This window comes from Janthinobacterium sp. SUN120 (assembly GCF_030397735.1).
Taxonomy (GTDB): domain Bacteria; phylum Pseudomonadota; class Gammaproteobacteria; order Burkholderiales; family Burkholderiaceae_D; genus Janthinobacterium; species Janthinobacterium kumbetense.
On record NZ_JAPUBW010000007.1, the window covers coordinates 193,366 to 207,423 of the forward strand.

General features: G+C 61.9%; 9 protein-coding genes. 4 read left to right on the top strand and 5 right to left on the bottom strand.

What is annotated here, in order from left to right:
- Positions 1 to 7: 7 nt before the first annotated feature.
- Positions 8 to 3,586 (top strand): M1 family aminopeptidase, encoded by a 3,579-nt coding sequence (locus tag O0879_RS27010; RefSeq protein ID WP_289919703.1) that lies wholly within the window; start codon positions 8 to 10, stop codon positions 3,584 to 3,586.
- Between the two features lie 52 nt (positions 3,587 to 3,638).
- Here the strand turns inward: O0879_RS27010 and O0879_RS27015 are convergent, their stop codons facing one another.
- From O0879_RS27015 to O0879_RS27030, 4 genes are all read right to left on the bottom strand, one after another.
- On the bottom strand, positions 3,639 to 4,022 hold the full coding sequence (locus O0879_RS27015; protein ID WP_251350992.1) for a hypothetical protein: 384 nt from the start codon (positions 4,020 to 4,022) through the stop codon (positions 3,639 to 3,641).
- 170 nt (positions 4,023 to 4,192) lie between these two features.
- A complete protein-coding gene (locus tag O0879_RS27020) occupies positions 4,193 to 5,656 on the bottom strand; it encodes a catalase (protein ID WP_289919706.1) in 1,464 nt (487 codons plus the stop codon).
- A gap of 93 nt (positions 5,657 to 5,749) precedes the next feature.
- Positions 5,750 to 6,406: a DsbA family protein gene (locus O0879_RS27025; protein ID WP_289919707.1), complete on the bottom strand. Its 657-nt coding sequence runs from the start codon at positions 6,404 to 6,406 to the stop codon at positions 5,750 to 5,752.
- A gap of 20 nt (positions 6,407 to 6,426) precedes the next feature.
- Positions 6,427 to 7,296 (bottom strand): MBL fold metallo-hydrolase, encoded by an 870-nt coding sequence (locus O0879_RS27030; protein ID WP_289919709.1) that lies wholly within the window; start codon positions 7,294 to 7,296, stop codon positions 6,427 to 6,429.
- Positions 7,297 to 7,616: 320 nt separating this feature from the next.
- Here O0879_RS27030 and O0879_RS27035 point away from each other — a divergent pair, with 320 nt between their 5' ends.
- The 3 genes from O0879_RS27035 to O0879_RS27045 all read left to right on the top strand — a co-directional run bounded on the left by O0879_RS27035 (position 7,617) and on the right by O0879_RS27045 (position 11,274).
- Positions 7,617 to 9,017, top strand: a complete 1,401-nt coding sequence (locus O0879_RS27035) for an alkaline phosphatase (RefSeq protein ID WP_257219058.1) — start codon at positions 7,617 to 7,619, stop codon at positions 9,015 to 9,017.
- A 29-nt stretch (positions 9,018 to 9,046) separates the two neighbouring features.
- On the top strand, positions 9,047 to 10,471 hold the full coding sequence (locus O0879_RS27040; RefSeq protein ID WP_289919711.1) for an alkaline phosphatase: 1,425 nt from the start codon (positions 9,047 to 9,049) through the stop codon (positions 10,469 to 10,471).
- A gap of 74 nt (positions 10,472 to 10,545) precedes the next feature.
- The gene (locus O0879_RS27045; RefSeq protein WP_251350988.1) at positions 10,546 to 11,274 is read left to right on the top strand and encodes a hypothetical protein; all 729 of its coding nucleotides are present in this window, start codon (positions 10,546 to 10,548) and stop codon (positions 11,272 to 11,274) included.
- Positions 11,275 to 11,343: 69 nt separating this feature from the next.
- Here the strand turns inward: O0879_RS27045 and O0879_RS27050 are convergent, their stop codons facing one another.
- Positions 11,344 to 14,010 (bottom strand): DNA topoisomerase III, encoded by a 2,667-nt coding sequence (locus O0879_RS27050; RefSeq protein WP_077399489.1) that lies wholly within the window; start codon positions 14,008 to 14,010, stop codon positions 11,344 to 11,346.
- Positions 14,011 to 14,058: the final 48 nt, after the last annotated feature.

The window sequence follows — 14,058 nt, forward strand, 5'->3', positions numbered from 1 at the left end:
GCGCGCCATGTTTGCCATCGCCCGCTTTGAAGCGCGACAGCGGCTCAAGCTGCTGTCCACCTGGGTGTATTTCGCCATGTTCCTGGCGCTGGCCATGCTGTGGATGGCCGCCGCCGGCGGCGTCTTCAAGGAAGCGAGCATCAGTTTCGGCGGCAAGTTCCTGATCAACGCGCCCCGCTCGCTGGCGTTTACCTGCAGCCTGCTGGGCTGTTTCGGCGCCGTCGTGGTGGCCGCCATGATGGGCCGTTCGGTGCAGCAGGATTTCGAATACGGCATGCAGCATTTCTTCTTCAGCGCGCCGATCCGGAAATACCAGTACGTGTTCGGCCGCTTCCTCGGCGCCTGGCTGGTGCTGGCTGTCGTGTTTTCCAGCATCGTCATCGGTGCCTGGCTGGGCGCCTGGCTGCCCGGCATCGACCCGGAACGGCTGGGGCCGCAACGGGCGCTGGCCTACCTGATGCCGTATGTGTTTACCCTGCTGCCGAACCTGTTCATCTTTGGCGCCATCTTCTTCGTCATCGCGGCCCTGACGCGGCGCATGCTGCCCGTCTACATCAGCTCGGTGGTCATGCTGATCGGCTACCTGGTGGCCCCGTCCCTCGCGCGCGACCTCGACTACAAGACCCTGGCCGCCCTGATCGACCCCTTCGGCACCACGGCGCTGATACGCCTGACGGAATACTGGCCGAACGCGGAGCGCAACACGCGCCTGGTGACCCTGGAAGGCGTGTATTTGCTGAACCGCGCCATCTGGTCCGGCTTCGCCCTGGTGGCATTGCTGCTCGGCTACTGGCGCTTCCAGTTCCACGCCACGACGGATGCGGGCGCCGGCAAGCGCCGCAGCGAGGGCGACGTGCCGCTGCGCCTGTCGAACGCTTCGCTGTCCACGCAGGAAACACCGGACTTCGCGCAGCGCAACCTGGCCGCCCTGCTCCTCAAGATGAGCTGGCTGAACTTGCGCGAAACCATCAAGAACATCTATTTTGTCGTCATCGTGCTGGCCGGCGTGCTGACCATGTATGGCGGCGCGCTCGACATGGGCTCCATCTATGGCACGAATACCTATCCCGTGACGGAAAGGGTGCTGGACATGGTCAGCGCCTCGTTCGCCCTGTTCATGCTGATCATTACCACCTTCTATGCGGGCGAACTGGTGTGGCGCGAACGCGAAGCGGGCACGCACTTGATGCTCGACGCCCTGCCCGTGCCGAACTGGCTGCCTCTGCTGTCGAAGCTGTTTGCGCTGATCGGCCTGCAGGCCTTGCTGAGCCTGGTAATCATGCTGTGCGGCATGTCGATCCAGGTCTTCAAGGGTTATTACCGCCTCGACCCCGGCCTGTACCTGGAATCGCTGTTCCTGTCGCACCTGCCGTCCTACGCGCTGATCGCCGTGCTGGCCATCTTTTTGCAGGTGTTGATCAATCACAAGTATTTGGCGTATTTCGCCATGATCCTGTACCACATCGCCAGCATCAGCTTTTCCTCGCTGGGCCTGGGCGATCCGCTGCTACTGTACGGCAACACGCCGGACTTCGTGTATTCGGCCATGAACGGCGCCGGCCACTATCTGTTGCGCGAACGCTGGTACTTGCTGTACTGGAGCGGCGCGGCCGTCATGCTGACGGTGCTGTCGCTGCTGTTCTGGCCCCGCGGCGCGCAGGACAGCTGGCGCATCCGCCTGCGCCTGGCGCGCCACGGCCTGACGCAGGGTGTGCTGGCCAGCTTTGCCGGCGGCGCCCTGATCTTCGTCGGCGCCGGCGCGGTGCTGTTCTACGTCTACCACGTGGCCAACGATTACAAGTCCGAATTCGCCCGCGATGCGGACCGCGCCACAGTCGAGCGCCAGTACCGCAAGTTTGCCGCCACGCCACAGCCGAGAATCACCGACGTGAAACTCGACGTGGCCATCTACCCGGCGCAGCGCACCCTGGCCGTCACGGGCCGCTATGTGCTGCAAAACAAGACCAGCCTGCCGATCAGCCATATTTTTGTGCAGCAAGACCCGAGCTCCACCATGCGCCTGCGTTTTGACGCACGCGTGCATCCCGGTCTCGATGACGGCAAGCTGGGCTTTTACAGCTACCGCCTGGCCGCGCCGCTGGCGCCGGGCGCCACCCTGGGCCTCGATTTCGACGTCCGCTTTGCGCCGCGCGGCATCCTCGGCCTGGGCCAGGACACGCCCGTGGTGGCCAACGGCACCTTCTTCACGAATGCCGTGCTGCCCCACATCGGCTACCAGCCGCAGCAGGAATTGACGGACCCGCGCGACCGCAAGAAACACGGCTTGCCGGCGCGCGAACGGGCCTTGCCGCGCGACGATGCACGGGGGCTGGCCGACAATTACATCAGCAACGACGCCGACCGCATCAACTTCGACGCCACCGTCAGTACCGTCGACGGCCAGACGGCCATCGCGCCGGGCATGCTGGACAACGACTGGATCGCCAAGGGCCGCCATTACTTCCATTACACGATGGAACAGCCGATCCTGAATTTCTACGCGTTCCAGTCGGCCCGCTACGCCGTCAAGCACGAGCGCTGGCAAGACGTGGCCATCGACGTGTATTACCACCCGGGCCATGAATACAACCTCGATCGCTTCGTGCGCGGCAGCAAGGAAGCGCTCGAGTACTACACGAAAAACTTCGGCCCCTATCAGCACAAGATCCTGCGCATCGTCGAATTCCCCCGCTACGCCACGTTTGCGCAATCGTTCCCGAACACGATACCGTACTCGGAAGGGCTGGGCTTCATCGCCAGGGTCGATGACAAGAATCCCAAGGATATCGATTATCCGTTCTACGTGACGGCGCATGAAGTGGCGCACCAGTGGTGGGCGCATCAATTGGTGGGCGGCAATACACGGGGCGCTACCGTGCTCAGCGAAACCCTGGCCGAATATTCGGCCCTGATGGTGATGAAGAAAACCGCGGGGCCGGCCAAGATGCGCCGCTTCCTGCGCTATGACCTGAATCAATACCTGATGGGACGCAGCGAGGAACGCAAGAAGGAATTGCCGCTGGCCGAGAATGAAAACCAGCCCTACATCCACTACAACAAGGGCAGCCTGGCCATGTATCTGCTGCAAGACATCATCGGCGAAGACAAGGTCAACGGCGTGCTGCGCGAGTTGCTGAAGACGCATGGCCAGAAAGGCCCGCCGTATGCCAGCGTGACGGCCCTGATCCAGGGCTTGCGCCAGGTCACGCCGCCCGAGCAGGCTTACCTGATCGACGATCTGTTCGAGAAAATCGTGTTGTTCGACAACCGCGCCCTGTCGGCCACGGCCACGAAACGCAGCGACGGCAAGTACGCCGTCACCGTGAAAGTGCAGGCGAGCAAGTTGACGGCCGGCGAACAGGGAGAGGAACACGACGCGCCCCTGCACGACTGGATCGAGATCGGCGTCGACGACGCGAACGGCCATCCGCTGCTGCGCGAACGCCTGCGCATGACGGCGCGCGAAGCGAGCTATACCGTCATCGTGGGCAGCCGTCCCGGCAAGGCGGGCATCGATCCCGACAACAAGCTGATCGACCGCAAACCCGATGACAATATGGTCACCGTCGACATCGCCGAACCATGACAAAAAATGGCCACCCTGGAAAGGTGGCCATTTTTTTATTCTCAGGCGCTGCTCAAGCCTCGGCGCAACGCGTCACCAGGCTCAGGCTGATACCCATTTCCGTCAGGTGCTGCATGTCGGCCAGGGTCAGATCCAGCGGAGAGTCGACCGTGTCGTCGCCATTCAGCTCCAGTTGCAGTTCAGCAACGATACGCGGCATGGTGAAGCTGACGCCGCGCGAGCGGCATTCGGCCAGGTAGCTGCGTATGCGCGAGGGCAACACTTGCGATTTGGATGCCTGCGCGATCAGCACCTCGAAGCCGGAATCGAGATGCACGCGGCCCGCGCCCTTCGCCTCGCCCTTGCGCCATTGCCGTTCGGGATCCGTGGGCAAGACTTCGAGGATGGATTTGAGCGTGGGGTCGTCCCCATGCACCGACAGCTTCGCCATATTCATATTACAAGACTTTCTAGTCAGGACGCTGCCAGGAAGGCGGCGCGATCATCAGACCGACAAGTCTACGCATGGGCGACAAATATGTCCATACGGCAATATTTGGTATCTCCCTCTAATTTGTGCTGTATCAACAACAGGCGGAACAAGCTTGTTCCGCCTGCAACACATAATTACAGCGCCACGCCGCGCGCCTGCAAGGCGGCCCGCACGCCGGCGCCATACGCGGCATCGGCCCGGTCGAAGTGGCCCAGCTGACGCTGCAGGGTTTCCGGCCGCACCTGGCTCAAGGGACCGGCCAGGTTGTCGAACAGGTTTTGCTTCGCCTGCACCGACATCAAGCGGAACAGATTGCCGGCTTGCGTAAAGTCATCTTCCACGCCGCGGCCATCGTAGCGCGCCGCGCCGCCGGCCAGGTCCAACGCCGGCTCGCCTTGGCCCAGCCCTTGCGGCTGCGTGCCTGCCGCCGCCACGTTCGCATAGTTGCGCGCCGCGCCGCCATTGTTGATCGCCATGCCGCCGTCGCGCTGCTGGTTGTGGAAGGGGCAGCGGGCCGCATTCACGGGCAAGTGCTGGTGGTTCGTGCCGACCCGGTACAGCTGGGCGTCATGGTAGGCGAACAATCGGCCTTGCAGCATCTTGTCCGGCGAGTAACCCATGCCGGGCACGGCGTTGGCCGGTGAAAAGGCCGCTTGCTCGACTTCCGCGTGGTAATTGTCCGGGTTACGGTTCAACTCGAAAATACCCACGGGCAGCAGCGGGAAGTCCGCATGCGGCCACACTTTCGTCAAATCGAACGGGTTCCAGCCCGTGCGCTGCTCCCATGCATCGAGTTGCTCCTGCGTCGCCACCTGCAGCTTGACTTCCCACTGGGGAAAATCGCCGCGTTCGATGGCGCCGAACAGGTCGCGCTGGGCGTAGTCGGGGTCGGCACCGGCCAGGCGGCCCGCTTCCGCGGCAGGCAGGTTCTTGATGCCCTGGCGCGTCTTGAAGTGCCATTTCACATACACGCGCTGGCCGTCGGCATTGATCAGGCTATACGTGTGGCTGCCGAAGCCATCCATGTGGCGGTAGCCGTCCGGCGTGCCCCGGTCCGAGAACAGCATGGTGACCTGGTGCAAGCTTTCCGGCGCATGGCTCCAGAAATCGAACATCATTTCGGCCGATTTCAAATTGCTTTGCGGATCGCGCTTTTGCGTGTGGACAAAATCGGGGAACTTGATCGGGTCCTTGATGAAGAACATGGGCGTGTTGTTGCCGACGAGGTCCCAGTTGCCCTCTTCCGTATAGAAGCGCACGGCGAAACCGCGCGGGTCGCGTTCCGTGTCGGCGCTGCCGCGTTCGCCACCGACGGTGGAAAAGCGCGCGAAGGTGGCCGTCTGCTTGCCCACTTCACTGAACAGCTTGGCCTTGGTATGGCGTGAAATGTCGTGCGTGACGGTAAAGGTGCCGTAGGCGCCCGAACCTTTCGCGTGCACCACGCGCTCGGGAATGCGCTCGCGGTTGAAATGCTGGAGTTTTTCGATCAGGTGGAAGTCTTGCAGCAGCAAGGGGCCACGGGGGCCGGCGCTGAGGGAATTCTGGTTGTCGGCGACGGGGATGCCCGAGGCGGTACTGAATGGCGGCTGTTGGCTCATGGCTGCTTTTCCTTCGTTGTTGACTAATAGAACTAGTGTAACGAGGTCAACAACAAAGGAAAAGCTAATTGATTTTATCGAACCGATAGATATTTACAATGCACAACCGTGTGCATCGCACACGCCGCCCAGTTGCGCCTGCAGTTTCGCCGGCTGGCCCAGGAAACCGCCGATATCGATCACGGACAGCTTGCCGCTGCCATCGTCGAGCACGAAGGTAGGAAAGCCCTGGCCGCCCACCTGCGCCAGCAAGGCGCGGCTGGCCTCGATATGCCGCTGCGCGGCGGCGCCCGCCTGTTGCGCATACGCGGCCTGGAAGGCGGCGCCGTCCATGCCCAGTTCTTGCGCCAGCGCCACCAGCACGGGCAAGTCGGCGATGCGCAAGCCGTCCACGTAATGGGCGCGTTGCACGCGCTGCAGCATGTCCAGGCCCTTGCCAGCCAGCATTTCCGCCGCCAGGATGGCCGTGATCGGCGGTTCGGAATCCATCATGGCCGTCGTGTCGTTCAGCAAGCCGTTGACATAGGCATCGCCAAACGGCTGGCCCGACAATTGCTCGATGCGCCGGTCGTGCGGCAGCACATAGCCGCGCCAGGCGGGCGTGATCTGGCGGCGATTGCTGCCCGTCATCATGCCGCCGGCGTGGAAGGCCAGCGTCAGTCCGGGCACGGCGCGTGCCGCCTCGACCAGCGGCGCGGCGCCGTAGCACCAGCCGCACAGGGGGTCGAAAATGTAGTGCAGTGTGGGCATGCTTGACTCCTTGTTGCCGCTTACCATTTCATTTCGCCTTTGGCGACCTTCGCGCTGGTCTCCAGCGCGCCATCGAGGCCCAGCTTCGGGTAATGCTGTTTCATCGCTTCGATCAGGGCGGCCGAATTGGCGGCCTTGGCCGTTTCCGCTTCGAACGTCACCAGGTAGTCACGCGTAAAACCGATGCTGTCCGGCGTCAGGGGCGAACCGACCTTGAAGTGGCCCGGCACGACGGTGACGGGTTTCAGGGCGGCGATGCCGTCCAGGGTCTTGAGCCAGTCCTGGCGCGATTGCAGGCTTTGCGTATCGGCCGTCCACACGTGCAAGTTGCCAAACAGCACCACGCCGCCGACGACGGCCTTGATCGATGGAATCCACACATAGGTGCGCGCTGGCGTCGGGCCGGCGATGTCCAGCGACTGGCCTTCCAGGCTGATGCGCTTGCCCTTCAGCGCGTCGGGAATGACGATGCCGTACGGCGCATTGTCTTTCAGGATCGGGCCCCAGTAGGCGACCTTGGCGTCAGCCTTGCGGCGGATTTCCGCGACGGTTTCCGGCGTGGCAACGATTTTCGCCTGCGGGAACGCTGCCTTGATCACGTCGAGGCCAAAGTAAAAATCGGGATCGCTGTGGCTGATGTACACGGTCGTCAGTTTCTTGCCGCTGGCGCGGATCTTTTCCACCAGTTTTTGCGCTTCGGCGCGCGAGAATTGCGCATCGATCAACACGGCGTCATGCTTGCCCGCGACCAGCACGGAAGCGACGGGAAAGATGGCCGCTTCGCCCGGATTGAAGACTTCCAGGGTCAGGGGTGCGCTGGCGGCGGCCGAGGCGGCGCCGGCGGCAAACAGGGTGGAGACAAGAACGCTGCTGATGGATTTGGAGAACATGATGCGCCTTCACAAGATGATTGGGATGACTGCATCTTACGTTGCTCAAAGCGGTAGAAAAACCAGGTAAAGCGCAATAGTTTGTTGCTTATATCGATGCAATCACGCGATGACGAACACGCTACGGCGTATTTTTCCAACGACGGCGCGCGCCAAAGCCACGCCACTGCGGCGGCGTAGTGCCGTCACAAAATGTGTCACAGCGTCATGAGGGTGTCACATTGGATTGTTATCTTGCTAGCTCTTTCAAACCTAGCCGGATGAACCACATGACACGCAGAAAAATTTCCGTCGCTGGCTGCAGCGTCGCCATCACCCTGATGCTGGCCGCCTGCGGCAGCGACGCAAAAAAAGAAGAGGCAGTGGCTGAAGCGCCGCCGAAAAACGTCATCTTCTTCCTTGGCGATGGCATGGGCCTGACCACCATGACGGCCGCGCGCATCTATTCCGTGGGCGAAGAGGGTGCGCTGACCATGGACACCCTGCCGGAAACGGCCTTCGTGAAAACGTACTCGAACGACGCGCAAGTGACGGACAGCGCGCCATCGATGGCCGCCTACATGACCGGCGTCAAGATGAACAATGAAGTCATCTCCATGTCGGCCAACACGGTCGCCATCGATCCGGGCACGGATGCGAATAACAACAAGCTGGTCAACAAATGCGGCACCGGCAACGGCACGCCCGCCACCACCTTGCTGGAACTGGCCAAGGCCAAGGGCTTCGCCGCCGGCGTCGTCAGCACGGCGCGCGTGACGCACGCCACGCCGGCCGCAACCTACTCGCACATCTGCCACCGCGACCTGGAAAACGATATCGCCGCGGCCCTGGTGCCGGGCGGCACGGGCTACAACAGCGCCCTGGGCACCACCGGCCTGGAAGTGGTCCTCGGTGGCGGCGCGCAATTCTTCACGCAGTTCAAGGATGGCGGCAAGCGTTCCGACGGCCGCGACCTGATCGCCGAATTGAAAGCCAAAAGCTACACGGTCGCAAACAACGCCACCGACTTCAAGGCCGTCGATGCGGCCAAGACGGACCGTTTGTTCGGCGTGTTCACGTCCAGCCACATGAGCTACGACCTGGACCGCGATGCAGCGAAGGAACCTAGCCTGGCGGAAATGACCACCAAGGCCATGGACGTGCTGGCCAAGAACAAGAAGGGTTACTTCCTGATGGTCGAAGGCGGCCGCATCGACCATGCGCTGCACGAAACGACCGCCAAGAAAGCGCTGCAAGACACCGTCGCGTTCGACAACGCCATCAAGGCCGCCATCGAAAAAGCCAAGCTGACCGATCCGACCCTGGCCAATACCCTGATCGTCGTCACGGCCGACCATGACCACACGCTGGTGCTGAACGGCTACGCCAAGCGCACGGGCAAGACGGCTGCCGGCAACCCTGGCGTGCTGGGCGTGGTGAAGAACTACGTGACCGGCGCGGTCGAGAAAGACCTGGACGGCGCACCGTATTCGATCATCGGCTTCGGCAATGGCGAAAACCGCACGCAATCGAGCCGCGCCGCCATGGCCAGCCTCGATGAAACCGTCACCAGCGCCAATAATTACCACCAGGAAGCAGTGATCCGCACCGCGGTCGGCAATGAAACCCACGGCGGCACCGACGTCTTCCTGGGCGCCATCGGCAAGGGTTCGGAAACCTTCCTTGGCACCATCGAAAACACCAAAGTATTCGGCCTGGTCAAGACCGCCGGCGGTCTGTAATCCCCAAGAGACAAGAATTGGACAAGCACATGAAACTTGCATCGACACCCGCCGCACTGAAATCGGCCCTGAAACTCTCCTTGCTGACCACGCTCGTGGCCGCCAGCGTCGCTAGCGCCTACGCCGCCGACGCCAAGAACGTCATCTTCTTCCTCGGCGACGGCATGGGCCCGTCCGTCGTGACGGCAGCGCGCATCTACCAGTACCAGGAAGACGGCAACCTGACGATGGACACGCTGGAGCGCACGGCGCGCATCAAGACGTTCTCGAACGATGCGCAAACGACGGACAGCGCGCCATCGATGGCCGCCTACATGACCGGCGTCAAGATGAACAATGAAGTCATCTCGATGGCGCAGGACACCATCGCCAAGGAACCGAGCCGCGACGTCAACGGCAACCTGGGCGTGGACAACTGCCCGGCCGGCGGCAAGAGCGCGCCGACCATCCTGGAACTGGCGAAAGCCAAGGGCAAGGCCGTGGGCGCCATCACCACCACGGAACTGACGCACGCCACGCCGGCGACGACTTTCTCGCACATCTGCAACCGCAATGCGCAATACGCGATCGCTGCACAAACGGTGCCGGGCGGCACGGGTTACAACACTGCCCTGGGCGACGGCGTCGACGTGCTGATGGGTGGCGGCCGCAACCACTTTACGCCTTGGTCGGCCAGCAACAAGTATGGCCGCGCCGATGGCCGCAACCTGTTGACGGAATTTGCCGCCAAGGGCTACACCGTGGCCGCCAACAAGGCGGAAATGGCGGCGGCGCAGAGCGGCAAGAAATTCATCGGCCTGTACAGCACCCGCAGCCACCTGGAATATGAACTGGACCGCACCGCCACGCCGCCGCTGGGCGAAGGCGCGACCCAGCCTAGCCTGTCGGAAATGACGCTGAAAGCCATCGACTTGCTGTCGAAAAATGCGAACGGCTACTTCCTGATGGTCGAAGGCGGCCGCATCGACCACGCCTTGCACGGCATCAACGCCAAGCGCGCGCTGACGGACACCATCGCCTTCGACAACGCCATCAAGGCGGCCATCGCCAAGATCAAGGAAACCGATCCGAAGCTAGAAAATACCCTGATCGTCGTCACAGCCGACCATGACCACACCCTGGCCTTCAACGGCTACGGCAAGCGCGGCAACCACATCCTCGACATCAACCGCGGCTACAAGGATAACCAGCCGAGCAAGGATGCCGATGGCAATACCTACACCACCCTGGTGTTCGGCAACGGCCCGAACCGCCCTGCTCTGCGCAGCAACGTCGACAGCGCCACGGCCCTGAAAGACAACTACCTGCAAGAAACAGGCGTGCGCCTGGCCAGCGAAACCCACGGCGGCGGCGACGTCAAGCTGCTCGCCACGGGCGCCGGCGCGAAGGCCTTCAAGGGCACCCTGGACAACACCAAGGTGTTCGACCTGCTGAAGGCGGCCTTCGGCTTCTGATCCACATCAACACGGTAACCCCACCGGGGCGGATGGCGTATGCCCTCCGCCCCTCTGCACGTAAAGGCAACACCATGAAATCGTCCCTGATCGCCGTCCTCCTCGCCGCCGGCTTTGCCGCCAGCGCGCAAGCCGCTCCTGCCACGCCTGCCGACCTGGACCTGGGCATCACCTATTACAGCCGCGTCCTGACGCCCGAAGGCGTGACGCGCGAAAGCCGCTACGAAGAAAAGATGCTGCGCCGCCCCGGCCACGTGTGGGTCGAACGCGTGCTGGCGCCGTCGACCGATGCGCATGCGGGCCACAGCCACGGTGAAAACAAGAAAGTGGCATTGAAAACGTCGACCGCGGCCACGCAGCATGAGCACAAGCACTTCAATCCCGTGCTGATACCGCGCCACGTGATGCTGGAAAAGAACACCGTGCGCGTGGAATACATCGATGCGCATGACAAGATCGTCGTCGCCATCCCCAAGGCCGAGTACGAAAACGTCAATTTCGACGGTTCCTGGGAAAACAGTTTTTATCTGCTGGACCCGAAACTGGTGGCCGCCATGCCGCTGTCGAAACAGGCGTCGAACGTGACGGGCGCGCGCTGGCGCGAAGTGGAAAAGAATGGCGTGTTCCAGCGCATCCTGTGGGATGAGCAAAAACAGATTCCGCTGATCATCGAGAGCGGCGACCGCGCGAATACCTTCTATCGCCGGGTCGACGTCAAGCTGCAACCCACCGTCAGCAAGGCGCAGCCGTGGGCCAACTTGCAGAACTACGCGCAGCGCGAGTATTCGGACTACCTGGACTAAGAGTCCTCGGGACGTAAAAAAAGCCAGGGAAATCCCTGGCTTTTGTTTGCCTGACCGGCGGGCGCCGGATTACTCCGCCGCTGCCGCCTTCTTCGCCGGCGCCTTCTTGGCGGCCGGCTTTTTCACGGCCGCAGCTTTCTTGGCCGGCGCTTTTTTGACGGCTGCCGCTTTCTTGACGGCCGTTTTCTTTGCTGGCGCCGCGCCTTCTTCGCCCTCGGCCTCGGCCGCTGCCGCCTTCGTCTTGGCGCCCGGCTTGGCCTTGCGCTCTTCAAACTCGAAGCTCACCTTGCCATCCTTGCCGCGCACGAGGAATGCCTTGAACGGACGGCGGGTACGCTGCGAAACAAAGCCTGGCAACAAGTCCGTCTTGCCATCGTTGAGCAGTTTTGCCATTTGTTCCGGCAAGATTTCCTGCTGCAAGATGATACGGCCGCTGCGGAAGTCGCACGTCTTCGGCTTGGCCACGCTGTGTTCGCACACATAGGCCAGGCCCATTTCGTACACGCCGGCGTTGCACTTGGGGCACGGTCCCACGGGCGTCTGGCCCGTGAAATCGACGCCTTCGCCATCTTCGCTCTCGTCGTTCTGGCCGAAATCGAATTCCAGCTTGAAATTCTTGATCTCTTCATCGCGCACGATGCGCAGGATGGCGGCGAACGGACGGCCCATCTTCGAGCGGAAGCCTTGCAGCGGGCCGATGGTGCGGTCCTTCAGCAATTGTTCCACTTCGGCAATTTCGAACTGGCGCGAACCCGGTGTCTTGCTCATCGAGAATTCGCACTTGGTGCAGGCGAAACGACGGTAGTTTTCCTTTACCACGCCGCTGCAATTCGGGCAGGGCGTTTCCAGGGTCGCATAGTCGCCGGGAATGGTGTCATTATCGTATTCCTTGGCGCGCTTGACGATGATCTGCGTCATCTGCGCGATTTCGCGCATGAATTCTTCGCGCGAAATCTTGCCTTTTTCCATCTGCGACAGCTTGTATTCCCACTCGCCCGTCAGCTCCGGCGCCGTCAATTCGTTGACACCCAGGCCTTTGAGCAAAGTCATCAGCTGCGATGCCTTGGCCGTCGGAATCAATTCGCGGCCTTCGCGGATCAGATAGCGCTCCGTCAGCAAGCCCTCGATGGTGGCCGCGCGCGTCGCCGGGGTACCGAGACCCTTGCCGGCCATCGCATCGCGCAGCTCGTCGTCGTCGATCAGCTTGCCGGCGCCTTCCATGGCCGACAGCAAGGTCGCCTCCGTGAAGCGCGCAGGCGGCTTCGTCACCAGGCCGTTGGCATTGACGCTTTCCGTCTGCACTTTCTCGCCCTTGGCCACTGGCACCAGGTTGCCGTTGCCATTGCTTTCCTTGTCGGCGTCCGTCGACGCTTCCTTGCCGTAGATGGCGAGCCAGCCCGGATTGGTCATGACCTTGCCTTCAGTCTTGAACTGATGGCCGGACACTTCCGTGTAGCGCGTGGTGACCTGGAATTCCGCAGGCGGGAAGAACACGGCCATGAAGCGGCGCGTGACGAGGTCGTACAGCTTCTGTTCCGGCTCGGACAGGTTCTTCGGCGCGATCGTCGTCGGGATGATCGCGAAGTGATCCGAGATCTTGGTGTTGTCGAAAATGCGCTTGTTCGGTTTGACCCAGCCCTTGTCGATGATCTGCTTGGCGAACTGGTGGTAGTTGCTGTTGTCCTTGACCGTTTCCAGCGCCTGCAGCACGGTCGGCATGTAGTCTTCCGGCAAGTGGCGCGAATCGGTACGCGGATACGTCAGCACCTTGTGCTTTTCATACAGCGCCTGGGCCAGGCCCAGGGTGTTCTTGGCCGAGAAGCCGAAACGCGAGTTCGCTTCGCGCTGCAGGCTGGTCAGGTCGAACAGGCCCGGCGCCATCGAGGTGGTCGGTTTCGATTCTTCCGTGACATTGCCTTGGCGGCCGCGGCAGGCGGTGGCGATCGAGTCGGCAGCCGTCTTGCTCCACAGGCGCTCGGCGCGCTTCTCGGGGTCGTTCTCGTCCTTCTTGAACTTCGTATCGAGCCAGCGGCCTTCATAGATACCGGCCGCGCAAACGAATTCGGCGCGCACTTCCCAGAAGTCGCGCGGCACGAATTTTTTGATCTTGTCTTCGCGTTCGACCACGATGGACAGGGTCGGCGTTTGCACGCGGCCCACGGTGGTCAGATAAAAACCGCCTTCTTTCGAATTAAACGCCGTCATGGCGCGCGTGCCATTGATACCGATCAACCAATCGGCTTCCGAACGGCAGCGGGCCGCATCGGCCAGCGGCAGCATTTCTTCGTCGCTGCGCAGGTGCGAGAAACCGTCGCGGATGGCGCCCGGCGTCATCGACTGCAGCCACAGGCGCTTGACCGGTTGCTTGGCTTTCGCGTTTTGCGCGATCAGGCGGAAAATCAGCTCGCCTTCGCGCCCCGCATCGCATGCGTTGATGAGGGTGGTGACGTCTTTGCGTTTGATCAGCTTGTTTAATACTTTGAGGCGCGCTTCCGTCTTGGCGATCGGGTTCAGCGCGAAATACGGTGGAATCATCGGCAAGTGCGCGAAACTCCATTTGCCGCGCTTCACGTCGAACTCTTCCGGCACGGCGATCTCCAGCAAGTGGCCGACCGCCGACGACAGGACGTATTCATCCGATTCAAAGTACTCATCGTGCTTGGTAAAGCCGCCAAGCGTCTTCGCGATATCGTTCGCGACAGAAGGCTTCTCGGCGATGATGAGGGTTTTTGTCATATTTTTTAGTCTCGAAAAATGCTCTAGGATAGTTTCAGCATGCGCATC